Genomic DNA, 21635 nt, shown 5'->3' on the forward strand with positions numbered 1-21635 from the left:
ATTAAATTACTATGCTTATAGTTTCATCATAAATCACCCGTTTTATTGATTCAATGAAAGGAAAATAAGGATTCGTCAGGTTCGTTGTTGACAAAACTTAATAATGACATCTATTTAACATTCCATCCCTATACAAAAAAAGAAGGAGAGAGTCATCGCTCTAATCCTTCTTTTTTATGATTATTTTAGTTTTTCAATAAGCTCATCATACTTAGGACTGTTCAGGAAGTTCTCAACAGAAATATGAGTTGCTTTCGGATGCTTTGCTCTTGCACGGTCTGTTAAATCTTTGTGCGTGATGACGATGTCTGCATCCATTGGAATATTACTGATAGAGGAGTTAGTCACATCAATCGACAACCCAGCTTTTTTCACTTTATTTTTCATGATGGATGCACCCATGGCACTTGAACCCATTCCTGCATCACATGCAAAGATGATTTTGTTTACTTCTAATCCTTCAACAGGTTTATCCGTTTCTTTTGCAACAAGCGAGCTTGCTCTGCTTTCTTTGCCTTTTAGTGCAGACGTCTTTTCTGTTGCTTTTGCCAGATCCTCGTCTGTTGATTTAGAACCTTTTAAGATGACAGATGCAATCAAGAAGGAAACCACAGCAGCTACAAGGACACCAGCCATGACTGCAAGGAACCCACCTCTTGGGGCCATTGCAGCTATTGCAAAAATACTACCAGGTGATGGTGCGGCAACAAGCCCCCCGTTAAACAATAGAAGCGTGAATACACCAGCTGCTCCTCCACCGATTGCTGCCAAGATAAGGGCAGGCTTCATCAGGATATACGGGAAGTAAATTTCATGAATTCCACCAAAGAAGTGAATGACCGTTGCTCCGGAAGCCGATTGTTTCGCCATTCCTTTTCCGAACACCACAAACGCCAACAGGATTCCAAGACCAGGTCCAGGATTCGCTTCAAGAAGGAACAAAATGGACAATCCTTCGCGTGCTGCCTGCTCAATACCTATTGGACCAAGGATTCCATGATTAATTGCGTTGTTCAGGAAAAGTACCTTTGCTGGCTCAATGATGATACTTGCTAGTGGCAGAAGGTTCGCCTGTACTAATGTTTCAACACCAGCTGCCAATATTTTGTTCAAGGTTAATACAACAGGACCGATTCCTTTGAAACCGATGATGGTCAGGATACCGGCAATAATCCCCGCTGAGAAGTTGTTCACAAGCATTTCAAAGCCTTGTCTTACCTTTCCATCGATCGCCTGGTCGAACTTCTTGATGGCATACCCACCAAGTGGTCCCATTACCATTGCGCCTAAGAACATCGGAATATCCGCTCCGACAATAACCCCCATGGTCGCTGTAGCACCGACAACCCCACCGCGGAGGTCATACACAAGACGGCCACCCGTAAAACCGATCAGTATCGGCAACAAGAATTTGATCATTGGATCGACCAAGCTAGCCAGTTCTTCATTTGGCCACCAGCCAGTCGGTATAAATAAAGCAGTTATAAGTCCCCAAGCGATGAAAGCCCCAATATTCGGCATGATCATCCCGCTAAGATGACTACCAAAACGCTGTATTTTCACTTTGAAGTTAGATTTAGATGTAGTTTTCTTTTCAGAGCTCAATTTTTCTGCCCCCTTATCATAGTTTTTATTGCTTACCCTTATGATAAAGCGGTTTCACCGAAGATTCCATTGATACTAAAGACCCATTTGGCAAGATGATTGTTGACATAATTAAATAAAGGGATAAAGGGGGTCAGACCCCTTTTATCACTTTAACGCATTGAATTAAAGAACCCTTATATATCAATTCATCACCCATTTATCCTTCAAAAACATGATTCTTGCAATAACAAATGCCACGATGATGCACAGCATGTTGCTTCCGACCATGATTCCCAGGTGCTCGTAGTTGATGATTCCGAAGCTGAGTTCCTTCAAAATCGTGAAGATGTTCATGATTGGGATGGCAAAGTGGTGGAAAGCCAGCTCGTTGATTCCGATGCCAGAGATGATCATGACCGGGAACACCGCAATCATCAGGATTGGTGTACTATAGCTTTGTGATTCCTTCACCGTTTTCCCCATGATGCTAGTTATCATTAGTAAAGTGGCCAGGAACATGGCATAGACGATCGAAACAAGAAGGGCAAATCCTATAATATAGTAGACGTTCCCTCCAAATGAAATCGCGTTTCTCAGATTCTCAGTCAGGAAGTTAATTTCCAATGCCACTACAATCAACGTCACAATCCCCGTAAGAGCGCCAATCGTTGATATCGTTAACCATTTCGCGAATAGAAGGGTTAAGCGATTCACAGGAGTCATTAATAGTGCCTCCATCGTCTTCTTCTCTTTTTCACCGGCAAACAAATCTGAGGAGGACGGGCTGGCGCCTATCCCAATTGCAAGGGCAAGAATCATCGGAACCAGCATGGCAACCAAATTGATACCTGCAGTGTCCTCTGTAAGCTCCTTTTGTTCAATGGCAAAAGGCTGTATAAGCTCCTCTGGGGTACCTTGCGCTTCCAAACGGTCGGCAATAACCACTTTTTCATAGTTTCCTAGTGCTGTGGTAACCTGTGTCATCAAGTTGGAGGAATTTTGACTGAAGGAGTTTCCGACAAGTGTTACGGTTGCCGCTTCTCCATTTTCCACTTTGCCCAGAAAACCGTTGTCCAGAATCAAAGCAGCCTGTGCTTCCCCCTCTTCCAACACAGCTTCCGGGTCGGCAGCTTTCACAAATTCAATATTGTCCATTCCTGCAAATAAAGCCTCTTCCTGTGATCCAAAACTTTCACTCACTGCCAGCTTAAAGGTTTCCCCATCCCCATCAGAAAGCATGCTTTCATAAAACAACACAAGGCCCGTCATCATCACAATCGGCAATAACACCGTTAATAGAAGTGTACGTCTGTCACGAAATGAATCCTTCATTTCTTTAAAATAAATTTTACGAAGCATAATGTTCGTTCCCCCTTACAAGTTTGCTCATGAAAATATAGTTAAGGTCCCTAGAACCTTCTGTTTTATATAACTCCTCCAATGGTCCGTGGTGGACCAATTCCCCTTTGTGCATCATAGCCACCGTATCGCACAGCATGCTCACTTCTTCCATTATGTGGCTCGAGAAGATGATTGTTTTCCCTTCACGCTTCAGCTGATGAACCAACTGGCGGAATACGTTGGATGAGGTGATATCAAGGCCAGTTGTCGGCTCGTCGAAAAGGATGATATCCGGGTTGTGGATTAACGTGCGGGCAATTGCCACCTTCTGACGCATCCCCTTGGAAAATCCCCCGACCTTGCGATTCAAGTAATCTCTCATTCCGAACATTTTCGCCAATTCCTCGATCCGCACCTTCGTCTCATGCTTGCTCAGCCCGTAAAGAGTCGCAAAGTACTCTAGATTCTCACGGGCAGTCAGGCGATCGTACAATCCGGTCTCCCCTCCAAACAACACCCCTATCTTTCTTTTGATTGCATCCGGGGTCTTCACCGTATCAAATCCAGCTACACTAATATCCCCCTCTGTCGGAGTCAAAAGCGTTGCAATCGACCTTAACAGTGTCGTCTTCCCAGCACCGTTCTCCCCGAGCAGACCGACAACCTGCCCCTTATTCACCGTAAACGTCACATGCTTCAACGCCGTCACATACACCTTCTTATCTTGGAACTTCTTTGTCACTTGGTTGATTTCAATCATGTTCCTCTCACCTCGTCTGTTTAATTTCTTGTTTTCATCATACAAACTATTTGGTTATGAATCTCTAGTTATGTCGTGAATATTCCGTTTGATGTCGTGAAAATGACAATTCCACCCTTATTGATGGTAAAATAAAGATAATTACCCTTCAAATGGGACGCAACAATAACAACAAGGTGAGGCGAAAAGGATGAGGGTTGGTCTAGTTGATGACAGATACATAGATTTGGATAAACTGAATGGCATCGTGGCAGCTATACCAAATGTGGATATTGTCTTTTCCACCCAATCTGCCGAAGAAGCCTATGAACATATAAAAAAAGAAGCGGTGGACCTGCTGATTGCCGATATCGAGATGCCGAACCTCTCCGGCTATGAGCTCGCAGACATCATCCACTCGCATGCATTGAATATCTCGGTCATTTTTGTTACCGGAAGCAGCGGCTATGCCGTGCACGCCTTTGAACTGAACGTCCACGACTACATCATGAAGCCTTATCCAAAGGACCGATTGGTGAAAAGCATTGAAAGACTTCTCGAGAAATCCAAGTCGGCTGAAATCGCTGGCAGACTTTATCTCAAACAAAAAAACGACATCCATATCGTTCAGAAAAAGGACATCGTTTTTATTGAAAGGTCCGGCCGCTCGACCACCATCTATACAAAAGGCGGACCGATCAAGACATACCAGACCCTGAATGAACTCGAAGGCGAACTGCGCGAACGCGATTTCCTCCGCTCCCACCGCTCCTTCATCATCAACATACATCATGTAAAAAACTTCTCGCTCTATGCAAAGAATTCCTATATCGTTTCGTTTGAGGGCATGGAGGAGCAGGCGATGATTACAAAGGACAAAGTGGATTTTTTGCAACAGAACTATTTTTAAAGGGGCTTTTCTTAAAGGGTGTTGCTATTAGCTAGTAAAATGTCGGCAACTTAGTTTACGAAAAAAGCATTTAAAGGATGGATATATTTTGACGACTTCCTCAATGTATTGGAGAGCGCTCGGTGCGTTTCTATTTTTACACTTGCATGCACTTGCCAGCGAGTGGGTACCGTTCTACGTGAGCCTTCTGGCTGCGGGTGCCCTCACGATTTATTTTCATAGAAAAATTGTAGTAGAAATCAATCATTTAGGCTGGAAGATTAATAGTGTGCTGGCAGTAGCGCAAGTGTTTCTCGTTTCGGTATCACTTGGTGTGGCGCTGCCTGTATGGCTCGCGCTAATGCCAATGACGATATTTGTTGCCGTTGAATATGTACGATTGGGGCTTGGACGCCAGCTTACCCTGTTAAGACGGTACCTCGCTCAGCAGGAAGAACAGCGCGAGCACATCAATGAAACCTTCCGCATTGTCCGTAGCGAGCGTCATGATTTCCTGAAGCACGTGTCAGCCGTTCACTTTATGCTGGAGGGCGGTAAGGCGGAAGAAGCCAAGCTGTACCTGGATGAGATCGTGGAAAGCTATGAAGAGACGAACTACTCCATCAAGGGAGAGCGCGGTGTGGTGGCAGGTGCGCTACATCAAATGTACCGTCGCGGAAAGGCTGCCGGGGTCAGCGTAGTGTACGATCTGGATGTGCCTCTATCCACGTTGCCGATTGGTGACCAGAAAATGGTCGGGCTACTCGGAAACCTGTTAAGCAACGGCTTGGACGCATGCGAAGATTGGCAGCGCGAGCGTGGCGGCCAGGCAATGCTTACGTTACAGTTTTATAAACGCAGTGGATTGTATATGCTGATTTGCAAAAATAATACCCTACCAGTCCCTGCTAATGTGTTGGATTCGTTGTTCCATTCATATGGCCACACCACGAAAGGTGGCGACCACGAAGGCTTGGGTACGAAAATGATTAAGGATATTGTGGAGGAGCATCAGGGCTTCCTGGATTTTGTTCATAAGGACGAGGAGTTTACGGTGAAGATCAAGGTGCCGGCGATTAAGTAGGGGCAATTCCCAAGTTGACGGAAAATTGCGGTAAAGATAAAGAAGGATATCGGTGTTGCATGAATACAAAATAAAAAGCAAAGCCCCCAAAAAGAGGAGCTTTGCCACTATATCCATCATTCAAATGTCATGACTCCCAACCTTCAGCCACATTCTTACTAAATCCCTTCCTCCTCCGCCTCCAGCAACATCTCCTCCATAAGCCGGAGCAGTGTCTCCTGGAAAACGGTCTGGTCCTCAGCAGGGGTCAGCGGAACGAGGCTGATGCTTCTGCCGTCCAGTTCATCCACCTCAATCCCACCATGCTTCTCTGGATAAAGAACGAGCACCTGGTGTACAGGACGATACTTCTGCCAGCGTCTCTTCCCATAGATATACGGGGATCTCACGTTATCCGCATAGCTTGTCAGCTGGCGCATCGAGTCTGTGAGGGCATGCTTTTTGCGGTATTTCATATCAATCATGATAGTGCCGATATAGACATCCCGCACGAACAGATCCAGCCTCACATCAGGGTTATTATTCGTCCCGGTCGTATAGATTGGTACGCCGAACTTTTCGGTAGCTTCCAGATTCCCGGGAATCGTCCCATCATACGTGATATGCAGGCGAGTGGCGCCAAATGAAAACTGGATCATATTGTCCTTCGCAATCGGCTGGGCGGTTGTTGCATCAAGTGAGTCACCACTGCTAATTGACCCGTCACGTCGGCGTGGCCACTCCCCTTGAACCAATCTGTCACCTACTCGATATGACCGTTCCGCATTCCCCCAATCACCGAAGCTCCATTCATGAACGAGCCTGTCTCCTAGCCTCATCGGCCTCGCCACATTATCCTCACTATCCTCACCATCTGCTCCATCCACATCAGCCGTTCCATCCAAGCTGCCTTCCAGACCCGCGTCACCCTGATCTAATCCCTTAGAAAACTTAGAAAGCTCCCGATGTCGCTCAAGTCCAAACTCCTCCACCACCCCGACCACCTGCAGCCAGCCCCAGATCTCATACAACTGATCTGTCCGCTTCCACTGCTGGCCGAGTCCGGTATGTACAGGAAGCTCATCCCCGTAAAGCGCCTGGTCAATCTGATAAAGCTTACGGTACCGCACATCCACAAACATTACCTTTGGAACCAAAAGGGCCTTTCTATAAGAGACCTCCTGATACCAATGACTTGATTTGACCTGGCTCAAAGCGCCGTTCATTCGCATCGCCTTGCCGCGATATTCCTTCAGTTCCTCCACAAGCCGCCTTTTTCTTTCCAGCGGAAGGGAGATGGAGAAAGAATAGTCCTTGCTGCTTTTCAACGTTAAGCCTTTGATGGTCCGGTCCATCGTCTCCACAAACTCATGCAGCAACCTGATCCACTTTTCCAATATCGCCTTCAGCATCTGATTTTCCGGCAAGTCATAGTTGATCCGCTTCTGCACCGACTTTACGAGATTCTCCGTATCCGGGCGCTTCAGGCGATGCTGGATGGATACCACATCGACATGGGCAGGCTTATCAGCGGGCTGCATTTGATACTCCTTCGCAACGGACGACCTCACTTTTTGGGCGAGATCCGAAACGATGGCGTAAATATCGGCAAAATAGTGTTGCAACACCTGGTATTGGCGGAACAATACCGGATTGATCCGCAACGCCTCCAAGCTCTTGGGACTGTGCTGTTTGCGAATGACATCCAGGGCGGCACCTTTCAGCTTCTCCTCAACCTCTGATCTCATCGTTTCTAACTGATCATCAAACAGCCGGTTGGAGATAACCTTCACCAAGGTGTAAAACGTCCTCCCATCCGACGTTTCCACGCGCAAACTGTAGAGCCCGGGTATATAAGGATAATAATTTTCCGACGTGGAGTGCTTGAACAGCGTCACCAACCTATTACAGCCGAGATAATTTTCCTCATTCTCATGATCCACCATCAAGCGGACATCAGTGAGCCCATCGAATCCATCCATGTAACACTTAGCCCCTACGCCCTCACAACGGAACCGAAGCTCCAAGTTGACGTTCTCCCTGATTTCCGTGTAACTGTGCACCGTCTCGTCCCAGTCGGATAGATGCTCCACAAAGCTTGCAACCTCCGTATCCTCCCTGCTTCCATTCTGAAAAATATGCGTAAAAACAACGGAGAATGGCTGTGTGCTACATGGTATATCCATTGTATTTCAGCTCTTTCGCTTTTTGTTTTACGACATTACGGCTTTCCTTGAAGCCGGAAACATGGGAGTAACGGTCGAACAATCGATTAAGCTGGCTTCCTTCCACTATATCCTTTTCCCGATTATAGCGCCCAAGCAGATCCCGGAGCTGGTCCTCGGAACCCCTCACCTTCGTTAGAATGCGCTGGACCATCTGGAGATCAAAGGCATCTTCCCGTAAAATAAAGTTCTGCACCGGGAGATTCCCCAAGTACTGATCGATTTGCTTCACAATACGCGGGCCGACTCCAACCTGCCTGTTCACATCCTGCATCAGCTGATGAATTTCCCATAATAGCGAGAGCTCATCATCATGGAGGTTCAGGTTGCGGTTTTTATATTGGAAAGATTCGTACGTGTCAAAGTCGATCTCATCCGCTCGTGCCATAATCCCTTTTTTCTTTTCCGGAAGCTGTTTCATCTTGGTAAACGGCATCACATCAAGGGAAAGCACATTGGCACGGTCCAAAACTTTATCGGAAAAATGATAGGTCGACTCATCCATGTTGACTGTCCCGACAAACAGGACATTTTCACGGATGACGATGGTCGGTGGATACTGAGCCGAATTGTACAGTCTGCTCTCCAGATCATCGTTATACAACCTCAACACCCTTTTCCCATGATCCATTTCCAAGATCGAGAGAAATTGGGAAAAATAATGCTCCACCCTCGCAAGGTTCATCTCGTCAAAGCAGATGATATAAAGCTTATCCTTGTCATCCTCCGCCTTGCGCAGCGCATTGATGAGACCCGAATCCCCAGGACGGTACACCATATTCAGCGTATCCGCGTAGCCGATCAGATCCGAATCAGACGTCCATGACGGGCTAACCGGAATCACTGTCAGTTGCTCACCTTTTAGCCCAAGCGACTGGCTGTAAAGCTCCACAAGTTTCGTTTTCCCCGTGCCGCTCATCCCTGATAAAACAACGAGCGAAGACGATTTCATCGAAGTGTGAAAGTTGATCAGATTCTCTTTTCGATAGATAAGACCCGCATCCTGGGTGTGGTTGTACAAGAGCTCTAGGAACTCCTGCTCCTTTTCATTCAATTCCGCAAAAGGAGCATAACCAAGCCCGGTTGGATTTTCCATGACCGACACCGCGACTTCCTGCTTGCTTTCCATATCCGGAGTAGGGGATGCCTCGCCATCTTCAACACGGTCAGTTTCCATTGCATGCTTAGAATTTTCAACAGCCTCAGCAATCATCGGAACAGGTTTCTGCTCTTCCAGTCTATCCAACAGCCTCTGATAGATTTCAATCGGCACAAACGCCACATTCGGACTCTCATCCGTCAAATAGCATTCGTCGAGCAACTCCTCCTCAAAATCCATCCGCTTCAATTCGTCCCGAAGTTCAAGGCTGAAGCCGCCGTGCGCATACTGATGCTTTTCAAAATTCCCAAACACAAAGAAGTTCTCATCCTCACCAGCTTCTTCTCTCCACAGGACGATCGGCGGTGTATCGCTCGCTTCATGGGAAACCTCCTCAATGCGTCCGACAAACTTTTTGCTAGCCAGTCGACCAATGAAGTCATCCTGCCTCAACCCATTCACTCGTTCACTGAAAATGGGAACAGGAATCAGTTTCAGATCCTTCTCATAGCTCGGAAGCTTCGGCATCACGCGAACCTGAAACATGTTATACACTTCTTCATGGTTGTAGCGGATGCGCTTTTCCACTTTGAAAATTAACAGGCGGTCGGCAAGCCATTCGCGCAGTTTTTCTTTCCGGATGAATTCCGGCTGCAGATAGTCATCCTCAAACCCCCACTTTTCCAGATCAGAGTAGAATCCGGTTACAGCCTTCACATTCGGAAAACTGTCCGCAGGCTGCGAAATGATCCGTACAAAAAACTGAAGGCTATCTTGCTTGTTTATTAAAATTGAGTCCCGGTAGATCAGCTCGCTCTGGTCCACATCCGCCAGCACTCCAACTAAATCGTTCTCCCAAACCTTGTTCATCTATGCCTCAACCTTTCTCAATATAACGTTTCATTGTCGGAAAATCGGTAAATTCCTTAATACTCTTTTGAGTCGTCCGCTTTATTTTTCTTCTCATTTGTGGTGGGACGAGATAGGTCATGATCCAAATTTCATCACAACTTTCGAGCTGTTCCGATTCCAGAGCTTCCGGAACATCCTTTAGCTCCAAGACCCGAATAGAATGATTTGCTGAATTTTCCGTTAATTTATTTTTGGGATCTCCCACTAGCAGGACTTTCTTTTTGTCTTTGGTGATCGATTGCTCCAATTGTTTTTCGTCCGTTCTGGTTACTGCAACCTCCTGTTGGTTGTTGAGCAGCATCGCGTTCAAATGGGAGTTCTCAGCCTTCAATTTTGCCACTTCCGCCTTCAACGTCTCATTTTCCTCATAGGTCTTCTGGTTCTTCTCCACCGTTTCCCTATGCAGCGATCGCTCGCCCCCTAGCTCCTGTTGTAGCTTCAGCTTCTCACTTAACACCGCCTGCTTATCTTCTTTCGTTTGCTGCTTCAATTGGGAATACTTTTTCTCCCATTCACTTACTTTGGCGCGGAGGTCCTTGTTTTTCTCTTCGGACTTGTTCCACTTCTTTTCCCAGTCCGACGGTTGAGCTTTTCCCTTCCTGTCTTCAGGTTCTTCTGTGACTTTCTTATTCTCTCTATCTACCAGACTGCTCAAGTCATCCGCCTTATATTTTTTCAGTAAAGCTTTCTCGAATTCATCCGCGAGCTTCTCGAGCTTTTCCTCTTCGCTTGCATATAGTCCCCCAATGATCAAGTGAAGCTCTTTCCCCTCTTCATACAGCTTCATCAAGGCATCTAGCGTAATTTCGTCATCCTTCTCCGCCGGTTCGTCCGCTTCTTCGTCAGTAATAGTGTAATAGGCTTTAATCATCTTAAGGTTTCGCGGCTTCAACGCCTCTGTTATGACCATCGCCCTTGCCTGTTTGATGTTTTCCAGATTGATGTAACGGAACCCTTTCACCTGGATCGACCAGAAATCTACTAACTCCACTAGGTCCACATCTGAAATCGTACTGAATACCTTTTTCCACGTTTCTCTGCTCAATGTAATGACCCCCTTTTAATTCTTGTTAATCTCACATTTTCTCTGGTACTCTATTAGGTAAGCTCTTTTCTTAAAGATTGTTGCTTTTTGCTGTAAAAAGTCGGCATTTGGACATTTTACCGTTTATTCACTTTAAATAAGGCAAGCAGTTTATATTATCCAGCTAGGAAAAGAGCACGACAGCAGTAAATATAACGGGGATAGTTAACATTCGAAAAGTAACAAAGTTTACGAAAACAGCCATTAGGTAAATACACTTTTCATTCTACATGAACGAAATCTTTTTTGTAAGGTTATGAAAATTTAAACATAGAACTTTATTCCTAGAGAGGTGATGTGCCATGAGTCTTTCCAATAAAATAAAAGAGCTCCCTGTCACACCTGGTGTCTACCTGATGAAAGACTCCGCTGGCCAGGTCATCTACGTCGGAAAATCAAAGCGGCTTCGTCAGCGTGTGCTATCCTATTTCAGAAGCTCGTCCATCCACACCACGAAGGTCCGAAAACTCGTTAAACATATCCGTGATTTAGAGACGATCAAGACAGACACGGAATTTGAAGCCTTTCTGCTTGAGTGGCAACTCATCCAAGAGATCCGCCCCCAATACAACCGCCAGATGAAAACACCGGAGGCCTTCATCTACCTGACTATTCGGAAGGTCGGCAAACTTTACCGAATCCGCATGTACACCCAGCCTTTGCGTGGTGATGTTGGCTGGAGTTTCGGGCCCTATACGAGCAAAAAAGCGGTCAGCCGTGCCATTTACGGATTGAAAGACGTCTATCGCCTGCAATGCTCGAACCCAGCCATCAACGGCTCACCTTGTCTGAACTATTCCCTTGGCCTATGCCGTGGAATATGTCTCGGCGGGAAGGCCCTCGCGGAATACAATCAGATTGCAGAACAGCTAGTTTCCTTGCTCAAAGGGGAGGATTCGCGACTGCTTGAAGATATGCAACGACAGATGGCGCAGCATGCAGAGGACCTTGCTTTCGAACGCGCCGCACAATACCGAAACTACATCCAATCCCTTCAGGGACTCTTACGAAAAGAAGAAGTAATGGATTTCACCGCAGGCAACCATGTCATGATGGTAGCAGAAAGGCTGAATGAGGAGAGAGTGAAGCTCTTTTTGATTAGAAGGACGGATGTGCTGTTCAGTGGGATATATAAGGTTGATGTTAGTGATAACGGTGTCAATGCCGGTAAGTCTTTATCGGAAATTAAAGCAAAAGTGTTACTTGAGCTCGATGACACGGCCCCAGCAGAACCCCGACAGATTAGCCGTTTTGAAATCGATAAGGCACAGATTATCTACAGTTATTTGCGGAGCGGTAAGTGCCGGTATGCGATGGTGTCTGAGGATGAGGTGTATGCCTTGGAAAAAGTGATAGAGAAGCTGGTGCTGGCCTGAACGTTTCCTGTTTATTTTATATATATGAACAAAGGACAAACTTTGTGAAACGCTCGGGCTTGTTCTGAGGGTTTCTTTTTGTGACTGGTAAGGGTTATGTACCTAATTTCCGGGTTTTTATAAGGCTCTTTTCTTAAAAGCACGATAACAAGGAATACAACGGTTGGTTTATAAATACGAAAAAGCAACAAAGTTTACGAAAACAGCCTTTTATAAACCACCGCTGTAGATTTCCGTGGAAAGCGGGCACCTTGAATGGAAATCTACAGGAGTTAAAACTGATCACTAATAAGCAAACTCATACACCAAAAACCTCTCGTTCGCGTTCTTCTCATATCCATCGAGTTGAACCTCCAGTTTGAGGTTGGACAGGGAGTGGTTCTCCAAGTAGAAAACATAATCAGGTGCCGGGTAGTAGAGGATGATCTCCACAGAGCGGTATGTCTGCTCCACGGATAGAAGAATATTGTTCACTACCGTCCTGAAAATCTCAATGGTAAAAGGGTTGAAAAAATAGAAACGGTTTGCAGTGGACGGTATATCATACTTCTCCGCCAGGCTCTGTCCAAACTCGATTTTTTGCTTATTTTTACCGCTATACCCTTCCAAATTACTCAAGCATTCCCCGTAAAACGTCTCATTCATCTCAATTCCGGTCACACTAGCACCGAACCGATGTGCTAGATAGAAGTTCAGCCGCCCTTTTCCGCAGCCGAAGTCCACCACATGGTCACCAGACTCCACCTCATACTTTTTAAAAAGACAGTCAAGTGCCTCATAAGGAGTAGGCTCATAGCGGTGATAGGTATAAGAGCGATGGATTCCCATCTGAATGTCGGAGGTTTTGATGTTTAATTTTTGGTCATATTCCCGTTGAAAATCCGTCATGACGAGCCCCCCTTTTGTACACCAAATCTAGCAGACACTGCGCCTCAAGTAAAGAAGCATGTAAAGGATCATCTCCTTTACATGCTTCTTAAATGTACTACACTGTTACAAGCGTACTTCTTACACTGATGTTCACAAACGAAAAGGCACTCAAAAACTCCTCAAAGCCCGCTTCAACCATTGCTTGTGCATATCGTGATTCCATACATAGTTATTACTTCATCCGCTCACTAACACCATGCCAAACATAATGGACTTCTCGTGCTAGACTTGCAGCATCCTGGGCAACCCATCCCGACAGGTCACGAACTCTCCTGTAATGGCTGTCCATCGGTACAATTCCACGCCCCATTTCCAGCATGACAAGAACCACTTCTTCTCCTCTCATCTGCTCTTCCTTCATTAGATAGTGAAAATGATTACGGAGAGTCTTGCGAACAGCCTCATCGTCATTCTCCTGAATGATGGCATCCTCCAGCCACTTTTCCCACCCTTCCAGCACTAGCGTTGCATTTTCATCCCAGCAGGATTTCCATTCCGTAACAGCCCTACCATCATAAGCGGAAATCCAGGCAAGTTTCCCCGGATGCCGGTTTTTCACAACGTTTCTTTTGCCACTGAAGGCACCACCGATAACGAGTTGCAAGTCCACTCCCCCTCTTTCTCTATCAATCTCATCTTCAGACCCTGCCCATGACCTACCGCAGGGGATTCCCAAAAAGAATCTACAGCTCGAAATTTGGTAAGTATGTAACGGATTACGCCGCCGTGGGTGACTACTAGAATGTTCCCCGTTACACCGGACTCCAGCAACTCTCCCACAAAAGAATTCACCCTTCGTGTAAAATCACGGCCAGACTCCCCACTTGGTGTCCTTCCCTGCTCCCAATCATCAATCCATTCCCTATATGCAGGCTTCCCTTTCAGATCTTCATATGTTCTCCCTTCCCATTCTCCAAAGTTCATTTCTCTTAGTCTCGTATCCACCCAAAGGACATTTGCGAGCTTCAAATAATCCAAGGTGGATCGACACCGAATTAGGTCACTAGAGTAAATAGCGTTAAAAGACAGCTTACTTAATTCTTTTTTCAAACGATTAAACTGCCCTAACTCTTCCACCAAGACATCTCTATCGGTATGTCCAAGGTATCGCCTCTCCTTATTCCAGTCCGTCAGCCCATGACGTACGAGATAAAGATCCACACAACGACTAGTCCCCATAACTCTCCTCCTTCAATGGCCGTTCCCATCAGATCACCATTGCTTCCTTTAAATTTTTTCATCATCCAATGGGCGTACCAACAACTAAACAAGAAGTACGCTGGCAACAATACAAGATACACCGGTATGAAAATAAACACGACAGCTAACGGAAAAAGTGCCAAGATCACATCGACCTTCGTTAAATTCCGCTTCCATTCCCATGCAAGGCCCTCCTGCTGAGCCGTCGGGTAAAAATACATCAGGAACACCGCGATAAATCTTGAGAATGCAAGAATGATAAAGAACGAGAAAATATGTAGAAAGGATTCTTCCAGCAGCAAATAAATGAAAATCGCTTTCCAAGCCAATAAAAATAAGAGACTCAATATTCCGAAGCTGCCTACATGGGGATCCTTCATGATCTCCCATTTCTTCTCAAGCGGTGCATTCGAACCGATGGCGTCCGCCACATCCATCCAGCCATCCAGATGAAGCCCGCCTGTCAGCCAAATCCACAAGGTCAACAGAAGCAGCGCCAGCACCCATAACGGAAGAAAAGAATGCAAAAGAACGACTACCAACACAAGAATAGCAGCCAAAATAATACCTGTTAACGGATAGCTTCTTAACGCCCACCTGCTCGTCTCTTTGTTCCACGGGCACTCGAGGGGCACAGGGATTCTTGTTAAAAATTGAATGGCTAGCATAAAACCATACAAACTATTTTTCATCCGACCACTTTGCCTCCTTTCCAATACTTCGGGATACCCGCACGAACCTGCACAGCGACATCGGCCTTGTGCATCAGGAACTGATGAATTTTTTCTAGCAAATAAACATAGTATTGAACAGATTCATAACGGGAAGGCAGTTCTTCATTTACATCATTGGAGACGACGAGCAGTGTGAAACCCTTCCTTCGCGTTATATTCACCAACTTTTCCACCTTTTCCAAGACCTCAGCTTCCTTCAAACCTCCACCATCAAACAGCACATTACTCAACCAAATAGTCAGGCAGTCCAGCAGAACCACATCCTCCTCACGTGCAAGATGCATTTTCCACCCAACCTCTATCGGCTCCTCCATCACTTCCCAGCAATCTTCCCTTTCTGTCCGATGAATGGCGATGCGCCGCTCCATCTCCGCATCACTTTTCTTCGCGGTCGCAAGATATATGAGGCGGGCAGAATCCCTCTTTTTGTAAAAAGAAAGCGCCAATCTCTCCGCAAAGCTGCTTTTTCCTGAACGGGCACCTCCCGATACGAAAACGATCATACCCGCTCTCTCCATTTACAGAGCACTGCCAGCAATCTCTCATGCTCTTCTTCGGTTCGGATGGCAAGCCGCAAATATCTGCCATCCAACCCTTTAAAGTTATATGTATGCCTCACCAGAATTCCGTGTTGAAACAAGAAAGTGAACAGCTCCTCTGTCTGTTCAATATTTCTTTTATCTTGAAGAAGATAGAAATTCACACCGGTTGGGGACATATAGAAACCATGATTCTTGTAAAATGCACGCAGCACTTTTGTCTGTTCACCAAGCCAGTCAAATGTTCGCTGTACGAAATCAGTATCATCCAATAACAGAGGAGCCACTGCATCAGCCAACGCATTGACACTCCAAGGAATCTGCACCTTTTTCAGTTCTTCCACCACAGCCTTTCCAGCCATCATATAACCAAGCCGTAATCCAGGTATCGTGTACATCTTCGTCAAAGACCGGAGCAAGATCAGATTGGGATATTCCTTCCATAATGGAACCAAAGACTCGGAAGGAACAAAATCAACAAATGCTTCATCTATCACTAAATATGTATGAGTGTTCATCCCTTGCTCCAGAAGCATTTTCACTTCCGCTTTCGGAACCACCGTACCTGTCGGATTGTTGGGACGACAGAGGAAAAGGACATCCAAATCCGGCAGAATCTCTAACAGACTATTCATCGGCAAACGGAAATCATCCTCCGCAGACAAAATGATATCCGTCACATTCAAATGATAATGGTCACACGCTCTTTTATATTCTGAAAAAGCTGGATGTACAATTCCCGCCTTTTTTCCTTCAAAATATTTGGCTGCAAGAAAAATCGCTTCCGCACCGCCGTTTGTTAAAAGAATCTCCTCCTCCTCGATTCCTTCGATACGTGCTAATGTTGCACTGCTATTGGAATAATCAGGGTCCGGGTAGCGCATCATGTTTTCCCACTGTTTCTCCAGCTCCCTCTTTAACCAATCAGGAGGACCAAGGGGGTTAAGGTTTGCACTGAAATCCAGTATCTCCACCTCATCCTCCAATTGAAAAAGCTTCTTCATCGTTGCCGGCTGTCCGCCGTGTTCAGGCCAGTTCATTTCATCACCTCAGATTCAGTAAGAATAGGGAAAGTATTCCCAGTGCCATAAATCCGATCCAGCCACCATGCATATAGTGAATGGATTTGGAGATATCCGCTGGTACCAACTTCCTCAACGAATCCCCCATTTTTGCACGGTCTGACTTAATTCCTTCATAGTAATTGACCCCTCCAAGCTGGATTCCCATCAGTCCTGCAGTCATCGCTTCTGGCCAGCCGCTGTTGGGACTTGGGTGCTTCCCTGCATCCCGTCTTGTGATTTTCCAACCTTCAGTGCTTCTGGATTCTTTTATAAAAAATGAGGAAAGCCACATGGCCAGGGCTGTCATTCTTGCCGGCAGAAAGTTCGCCGCATCATCCAGACTGGCTGACGCCCAACCAAAATCACGGTATCTAACATTCTTGTATCCCACCATGGAGTCCAGCGTATTCACCGCCCGGTAAGCCATTGCAAGCGGTGCCCCGCCAATCATTGCCCAGAACAATGGCGCAGTAACCCCGTCAACGGTATTCTCGGCAATCGTTTCAACTGTACCTCTGACAATATCGCTTTCCGGTAACTTGTCAGTGTCTCGGCCCACAATCATGCTGAGACTCTTCCTCGCCTCTTCAAAGTTCCCCGCAAGCAATGGCTTCAGCACACTTCTGCCGGCATCAGCCAACCCTTTTATGGCGATGGTCGTTGAAATGAAATAGATTTCAACAGCCACCCCAGCCCAGAATTGAAGTCTATAAGATAAATAGACAAGCAGAAAGGCGAGGCCATATACCATGAGCACGACCGTGACAGTAAGAAGCACTCCCTTCCCCTTTCGTCTGCTTCCCTTATTCCAGAACCTGTCCAGTAGTGAGATAAGTCTCCCCATCTGCACTACAGGATGTGGCAGCCAGCGTGGATCTCCAATAAGTAAATCCAGCACAACAGCACCGACTAATATGAAAAATCCTATATAGAAAAAATTTTCAATCATTACTTTCTACTCTTTTCCTATATTTCAAAATAGCTTCTATTACCGCTTCATAGACAATATGTCCGATTCCTTTCCCTACAAGTGTGCCGGAACCAGCATAAGGAGTCTTATCACCTTGTTGGGTGACGGCAAGCACCATGGCGTCTGTGGAGGTACCAGTTGCGATGGTGCCTGTTTGCAGATCTTTCACTTGCAAATCAAAAAGCGCCTTTCCTTTTGCCTCTGTCGCCGACATCAGTCCATTGACCAACGCTCCATCGGTCAAGTGTGCGTTGATAAACACCATGGTGTTTATCGTTCCCGTTGTCACCGGAGTCGGGCAGAGTTCCGTTTGGGTGATGTCGACTGCATTGCCTACCCCTGCAGTAACCACTGCCATAAACTCCAGATTCTCTAATTTTTTCTTGTGCACCACCACATCATCGAGCTGGACGGCCGTCATCATCCCGACTGTCTGCTCGGACGGAATCCCCCGCTCCTCGAGCCATTGCTCCATATCTTTAACCGGATCACTGCAGTTGTAATTCTTTTTTACATGAAAATTACAGAAGTGTTTATGCCACTGGATGCCTTCGCCTACAACGCCATTGGAAATGGTCCGCAACGGCCGGGTGGAATGAACATGGACACATGTCCCGTCCTGCTTGAACGAAAAGTTACTATTGAACTCTACAGCTTCAGCTTTTGCTTCAAACCTCGGCGTCATCAAAAGCTGCGGCTTAGGCACGACTGGATGGGATTCTGCCTTAATCCACACTTCATACACCTTTTCGAGCTGCTCCTCTTTTCGCAGGGTCTCCGCATCCCCTACCTCCAGAAATCTCCCATTATGCAAAAGAGCGAGGCGGTCGGCGTATAAGGAAGCAACATTCAAATCATGCAAGATCGCGAAAACGGTCAGGCCCTTTGTTCGCTGCCACTCCTTGATTAAATCAAGCATTTGAAAGGTATGCTTGATATCAAGATGGTTTGTAGGCTCATCCAGAAGCAGGATTTCCGGTTCTTGGGCAAGTGCCTTGGCAAGCAGTACCCTCTGTTTCTCCCCACCGCTCAGCTTACGAAACTGTTTATTTCTGTACTTCTTTATGTTTGTTACTTCCATTACTTGCAACATGATTTCCTTATCTATGACAGAAAGGCTTTTCAGAATCCCTTTCTGATGCGGATACCGTCCAAGACTAATGATTTCCTCCACCGTATAATCAAACGAAACCTGAATCTCCTGGGACAGCACCGCAACCTTTTTTGCCTTTTCCAATTTTGTAAAAGAAGCAAGGGGTCTGCCTGAAAGCAGCAGCTCTCCCTCTATAATTGGAAGCTGACCGGTTACCAGCTTAAAAAGTGTCGTCTTTCCACTCCCATTCGGTCCAAGCAGCGCAAAGAACTCACCTTTATGAATTTCAAGGTCCACCCCATTAATAATGGGATTTTCCACACTATATCCGCCTACCAGACTTTGAATCTTAATCATTCGCCTTCCCCTTCCCAATCCTTTCTCTGACCAAAAGAACGGCAAAAACCGGCGCTCCAATCAAAGCGGTAATGACACCGATCGGCAGTTCCTTCGGTGCAATGATGGTCCGTGCCATCAGGTCTGCCAACACAAGAAAGCCTCCTCCGATCAACATCGACAACGGAAGAACATGGCGATGATTCGGTCCGGTCAACAGTCGTACCAAATGTGGGATTACCAGCCCGACAAACCCGATAGATCCCGACACCGCAACCGCTGATCCGGTCAAAAGGGAGGCCCCGAACAGGATCAATGTTTTCCCACGCTTCACATTCACTCCGATGTGATCTGCCGCCTCTTCCCCAAGCGCCATGGCATTCAGCTCACGAAAATGCATGAACAAAAAGAGCGAACCTGCAATCATAAACGGAAAGATAAGCTGCACATGGCTCCAGCCTCTCATACCCACGCTTCCGTACAGCCAATAGATGATTTGTGTCATCGACTCCTTGTCACCAAGTGCGATAATCAGTGAAATGATGGAACCGATAAAGGCGCTGATAATGATCCCTGCCAAGATAATCGTTTCTATCGCCAACCCGCGGTTACTCAACCTTACCAGGCCAAATACAAGCAAAAGGGACAACAGGCCACTGATAATCGCGACAACCGGCAGCGTGAAGCTACCCAGCCCGATAATCGTTATGTTGAAAAATAATACAGCCACCGCTCCCAGTGCTGCACCCGAAGAAACCCCGATCGTGTATGGGTCTGCCAGTGGATTCCTAAGCAGCCCCTGAAAAGCAGCACCAGCGAGCGCAAGTGATGCCCCGACTAACATCGCGAGAAGGACACGCGGAAACCGGATATTCCAGATGATCATTTCCTCATTCTTCGGAACGTCCACAATCCAGCCGAACCCAATGGCATTTTCAGATAAAATATGTAAGATGGACGGTATCGGGATCGAAACACTACTGTTCAATAAACCAAGGAGGGCTGTACCAAGTACAAACCCTCCGCTTCCGATATACAGCCAAAAGACCCGATTACTCAAAGATCTCCGGATAGATAAGTTTCGCAAGAGTCTCCACCCCTTCAATAAGACGGGGTCCCGGTCTTGTTACTGTATCACTGTCCACATCATGCACTTCTCCATCTTTGATGGCAGGAACCTCCGCCCAACCGGAACGGGCCATCACTCCCTCTTTCGGATTGTCCACATAATAGCCATAAGTGGTGATGATCACATCGGGATTCAGCTGAACAATTTCCTCTTCCGTCAGCTTCACCCAGCCCTCCTGATCACCTGCAGCATTTTCCGCTTGAATGGATTCGAGCATTTCATTCATGAACGTCCCTTGCCCTGTTGTGAAAATATCCGGAGCAGGAGAAACCTCCACCCAAACCTTTTTCTTTTCCGTTACTTCCTTCGCTTTCTCTTCCACCGCAGCAAGGCGGTCCTTCATGTCGACTATTAAGCTTTGAGCCTCTGCAGTTTTTCCTGTTGCTTTGCCCATCAGTTCCATCGTTTCATATACATCAGCGAACGATGATTCGCTGCCAATAACAATCACAGTAATTCCCGCTTCCTCATACTGTTTGAGGATATTCTCATGGTTCTGCTGATGATAATCCGTAACGAAAATCACATCAGGCATTAAGGTCAAGATGAGTTCCACATTCATATCCTGCGCCCCTACCTTTTCTACGTCAGCTGTTTCAACAGGATAGTTGCAATAATCGGAAACCCCTACCATCTTGTCTCCCAAGCCAAGCGCATAAGCAATTTCGGTGTTACTTGGCTGCATGGAAATAATGCTTTCCGGCTCTTCTTCTATTGTGATTTCCTTGCCCGAATCGTCCGTTATTGTGACAGGGAAGGCTCTTTCCTGTTGTTGTTCTTCACCAGTTGTAGTTTTATTCGTGTTCCCATTTTCTACGTTTCCATTCGTTTCCTCTGAGGTCGCGCCACAGCCTGCCAATATTCCTAAAATCAGGACCAGAACAAGACCGAAAACTCCCCACTTCTGCTTTAAATGCTTCATTATTTTTTCCCCTTTAAATTTTTTTAAAATAAAAAAACGCCATCCTAAAGGAAAGCGTTGAACGTCAAAAAGCACCTATGTATCCGCGTTATGGCTAGATTGTTAGACATCATCTATCAAACATGGAAACTCTGCACTTCAAACATCCTTTTCCTCGAAGGAGCTTAAATAACAAGATAGGCAGGTCTCCTGACTTACGCTTAACTGGTCAGCTGCGCCTTCCCATGCACCTTTATCGTGCACAGTGGACTCCAGCAGCTTTCCTAAACGCTTACAGTGGCGGGACCGTGTTGGACTTGCACCAACTTCCCTTTTCACCCTTCCTGCACGAGTCATACTCTAAACAAGAAAGGAACCTATTTGTCGTAATATTTGTTTTTTTATTCTTTCGTTATTATAAAAT

20 protein-coding genes and 1 riboswitch are annotated in these 21635 nt (G+C 46.3%); of the genes, 4 read left to right on the forward strand and 16 right to left on the reverse strand.

Features of this window, described 5'->3' with window-relative positions:
- Positions 1 to 180: 180 nt before the first annotated feature.
- From AB685_RS16345 to AB685_RS16355, 3 genes are all read right to left on the reverse strand, one after another.
- On the reverse strand, positions 181 to 1605 hold the full coding sequence (locus tag AB685_RS16345) for a PTS mannitol transporter subunit IICB (protein WP_047971647.1): 1425 nt from the start codon (positions 1603 to 1605) through the stop codon (positions 181 to 183).
- Between the two features lie 183 nt (positions 1606 to 1788).
- Positions 1789 to 2946, reverse strand: a complete 1158-nt coding sequence (locus tag AB685_RS16350; protein ID WP_047971648.1) for an ABC transporter permease subunit — start codon at positions 2944 to 2946, stop codon at positions 1789 to 1791.
- The gene (locus AB685_RS16355; RefSeq protein ID WP_047971649.1) at positions 2936 to 3688 is read right to left on the reverse strand and encodes an ATP-binding cassette domain-containing protein; all 753 of its coding nucleotides are present in this window, start codon (positions 3686 to 3688) and stop codon (positions 2936 to 2938) included. Before AB685_RS16355 ends, AB685_RS16350 begins: the two co-directional genes overlap by 11 nt.
- 190 nt (positions 3689 to 3878) lie before the next feature.
- Here AB685_RS16355 and AB685_RS16360 point away from each other — a divergent pair, with 190 nt between their 5' ends.
- On the forward strand, positions 3879 to 4577 hold the full coding sequence (locus AB685_RS16360) for a LytTR family DNA-binding domain-containing protein (protein WP_047971650.1): 699 nt from the start codon (positions 3879 to 3881) through the stop codon (positions 4575 to 4577).
- A gap of 103 nt (positions 4578 to 4680) precedes the next feature.
- Positions 4681 to 5640 (forward strand): GHKL domain-containing protein, encoded by a 960-nt coding sequence (locus AB685_RS16365; RefSeq protein ID WP_082153681.1) that lies wholly within the window; start codon positions 4681 to 4683, stop codon positions 5638 to 5640.
- 158 nt (positions 5641 to 5798) lie between these two features.
- Here the strand turns inward: AB685_RS16365 and AB685_RS16370 are convergent, their stop codons facing one another.
- A complete protein-coding gene (locus tag AB685_RS16370; protein WP_241773324.1) occupies positions 5799 to 7565 on the reverse strand; it encodes a DUF2357 domain-containing protein in 1767 nt (588 codons plus the stop codon).
- On the opposite strand from AB685_RS16370, the gene AB685_RS31740 reads away from it, so the two are divergent.
- Positions 7500 to 7703, forward strand: a complete 204-nt coding sequence (locus tag AB685_RS31740; protein ID WP_198530531.1) for a hypothetical protein — start codon at positions 7500 to 7502, stop codon at positions 7701 to 7703. The two genes, AB685_RS16370 and AB685_RS31740, sit on opposite strands and share 66 nt — an antisense overlap.
- Before the next feature lie 85 nt (positions 7704 to 7788).
- Here the strand turns inward: AB685_RS31740 and AB685_RS16375 are convergent, their stop codons facing one another.
- Both AB685_RS16375 and AB685_RS16380 read right to left on the reverse strand, forming a co-directional pair.
- Entirely contained in the window at positions 7789 to 9813 is a 2025-nt protein-coding gene (locus AB685_RS16375; RefSeq protein ID WP_047971652.1) for an AAA family ATPase, read from the reverse strand.
- A gap of 7 nt (positions 9814 to 9820) precedes the next feature.
- Complete coding sequence (locus AB685_RS16380; protein WP_047971653.1) at positions 9821 to 10900, reverse strand: hypothetical protein; 1080 nt, start codon at positions 10898 to 10900, stop codon at positions 9821 to 9823.
- Between the two features lie 683 nt (positions 10901 to 11583).
- Here AB685_RS16380 and AB685_RS16385 point away from each other — a divergent pair.
- The gene (locus AB685_RS16385; RefSeq protein ID WP_241773318.1) at positions 11584 to 12315 is read left to right on the forward strand and encodes a UvrB/UvrC motif-containing protein; all 732 of its coding nucleotides are present in this window, start codon (positions 11584 to 11586) and stop codon (positions 12313 to 12315) included.
- Between the two features lie 285 nt (positions 12316 to 12600).
- On the opposite strand, the gene AB685_RS16390 is transcribed toward AB685_RS16385, so the two are convergent.
- The 10 genes from AB685_RS16390 to AB685_RS16435 all read right to left on the reverse strand — a co-directional run bounded on the left by AB685_RS16390 (position 12601) and on the right by AB685_RS16435 (position 21232).
- On the reverse strand, positions 12601 to 13203 hold the full coding sequence (locus AB685_RS16390; protein WP_047971655.1) for a class I SAM-dependent methyltransferase: 603 nt from the start codon (positions 13201 to 13203) through the stop codon (positions 12601 to 12603).
- 214 nt (positions 13204 to 13417) lie between these two features.
- Positions 13418 to 13849 carry a bifunctional adenosylcobinamide kinase/adenosylcobinamide-phosphate guanylyltransferase gene (locus tag AB685_RS16395; protein ID WP_047971656.1) on the reverse strand — a complete coding sequence of 144 codons (432 nt, stop codon included), beginning with the start codon at positions 13847 to 13849 and terminating at the stop codon, positions 13418 to 13420.
- Positions 13801 to 14424: a histidine phosphatase family protein gene (locus AB685_RS16400; RefSeq protein WP_047971657.1), complete on the reverse strand. Its 624-nt coding sequence runs from the start codon at positions 14422 to 14424 to the stop codon at positions 13801 to 13803. The genes AB685_RS16395 and AB685_RS16400 overlap by 49 nt, the downstream gene beginning before the upstream one ends.
- Complete coding sequence (gene cobS, locus AB685_RS16405; RefSeq protein WP_047971658.1) at positions 14376 to 15137, reverse strand: adenosylcobinamide-GDP ribazoletransferase; 762 nt, start codon at positions 15135 to 15137, stop codon at positions 14376 to 14378. Before cobS ends, AB685_RS16400 begins: the two co-directional genes overlap by 49 nt.
- The gene (locus tag AB685_RS16410) at positions 15134 to 15682 is read right to left on the reverse strand and encodes a bifunctional adenosylcobinamide kinase/adenosylcobinamide-phosphate guanylyltransferase (RefSeq protein WP_047971659.1); all 549 of its coding nucleotides are present in this window, start codon (positions 15680 to 15682) and stop codon (positions 15134 to 15136) included. Before AB685_RS16410 ends, cobS begins: the two co-directional genes overlap by 4 nt.
- Positions 15679 to 16758, reverse strand: coding sequence for a threonine-phosphate decarboxylase CobD (gene cobD, locus AB685_RS16415; protein ID WP_047971660.1), 1080 nt, complete (start codon positions 16756 to 16758; stop codon positions 15679 to 15681). Before cobD ends, AB685_RS16410 begins: the two co-directional genes overlap by 4 nt.
- A gap of 4 nt (positions 16759 to 16762) precedes the next feature.
- Positions 16763 to 17731, reverse strand: a complete 969-nt coding sequence (gene cbiB / locus AB685_RS16420) for an adenosylcobinamide-phosphate synthase CbiB (RefSeq protein ID WP_047971661.1) — start codon at positions 17729 to 17731, stop codon at positions 16763 to 16765.
- Positions 17724 to 19202, reverse strand: coding sequence for an adenosylcobinamide amidohydrolase (locus tag AB685_RS16425; RefSeq protein ID WP_047971662.1), 1479 nt, complete (start codon positions 19200 to 19202; stop codon positions 17724 to 17726). Before AB685_RS16425 ends, cbiB begins: the two co-directional genes overlap by 8 nt.
- Positions 19195 to 20268, reverse strand: a complete 1074-nt coding sequence (locus AB685_RS16430; RefSeq protein ID WP_047971663.1) for an iron ABC transporter permease — start codon at positions 20266 to 20268, stop codon at positions 19195 to 19197. Before AB685_RS16430 ends, AB685_RS16425 begins: the two co-directional genes overlap by 8 nt.
- Positions 20234 to 21232: an ABC transporter substrate-binding protein gene (locus tag AB685_RS16435; protein ID WP_047971664.1), complete on the reverse strand. Its 999-nt coding sequence runs from the start codon at positions 21230 to 21232 to the stop codon at positions 20234 to 20236. Before AB685_RS16435 ends, AB685_RS16430 begins: the two co-directional genes overlap by 35 nt.
- A gap of 161 nt (positions 21233 to 21393) precedes the next feature.
- A riboswitch (cobalamin riboswitch) is annotated at positions 21394 to 21607 on the reverse strand.
- Positions 21608 to 21635 lie beyond the last annotated feature (28 nt).

The sequence above is a fragment of the Bacillus sp. LL01 genome, from assembly GCF_001037965.1.

Bases quoted from the DNA above. Each gene is read 5' to 3' on its own strand.
- AB685_RS16355 (WP_047971649.1), bottom strand. From the start codon at position 3,688: ATGATTGAAATCAACCAAGTGACAAAGAAGTTCCAAGATAAGAAGGTG.
- AB685_RS16425 (WP_047971662.1), bottom strand. From the start codon at position 19,202: ATGATTAAGATTCAAAGTCTGGTAGGCGGATATAGTGTGGAAAATCCC.
- cobD (WP_047971660.1), bottom strand. From the start codon at position 16,758: ATGAACTGGCCTGAACACGGCGGACAGCCGGCAACGATGAAGAAGCTT.
- AB685_RS16400 (WP_047971657.1), bottom strand. From the start codon at position 14,424: ATGGGGACTAGTCGTTGTGTGGATCTTTATCTCGTACGTCATGGGCTG.
- AB685_RS16375 (WP_047971652.1), bottom strand. From the start codon at position 9,813: ATGAACAAGGTTTGGGAGAACGATTTAGTTGGAGTGCTGGCGGATGTG.
- AB685_RS16385 (WP_241773318.1), top strand. From the start codon at position 11,584: ATGTACACCCAGCCTTTGCGTGGTGATGTTGGCTGGAGTTTCGGGCCC.
- AB685_RS16350 (WP_047971648.1), bottom strand. From the start codon at position 2,946: ATGCTTCGTAAAATTTATTTTAAAGAAATGAAGGATTCATTTCGTGAC.
- AB685_RS16435 (WP_047971664.1), bottom strand. From the start codon at position 21,232: ATGAAGCATTTAAAGCAGAAGTGGGGAGTTTTCGGTCTTGTTCTGGTC.
- AB685_RS16390 (WP_047971655.1), bottom strand. From the start codon at position 13,203: ATGACGGATTTTCAACGGGAATATGACCAAAAATTAAACATCAAAACC.
- AB685_RS16365 (WP_082153681.1), top strand. From the start codon at position 4,681: ATGTATTGGAGAGCGCTCGGTGCGTTTCTATTTTTACACTTGCATGCA.
- AB685_RS16360 (WP_047971650.1), top strand. From the start codon at position 3,879: ATGAGGGTTGGTCTAGTTGATGACAGATACATAGATTTGGATAAACTG.
- cobS (WP_047971658.1), bottom strand. From the start codon at position 15,137: ATGAAAAATAGTTTGTATGGTTTTATGCTAGCCATTCAATTTTTAACA.
- cbiB (WP_047971661.1), bottom strand. From the start codon at position 17,731: ATGATTGAAAATTTTTTCTATATAGGATTTTTCATATTAGTCGGTGCT.
- AB685_RS16410 (WP_047971659.1), bottom strand. From the start codon at position 15,682: ATGATCGTTTTCGTATCGGGAGGTGCCCGTTCAGGAAAAAGCAGCTTT.
- AB685_RS16370 (WP_241773324.1), bottom strand. From the start codon at position 7,565: ATGGTGGATCATGAGAATGAGGAAAATTATCTCGGCTGTAATAGGTTG.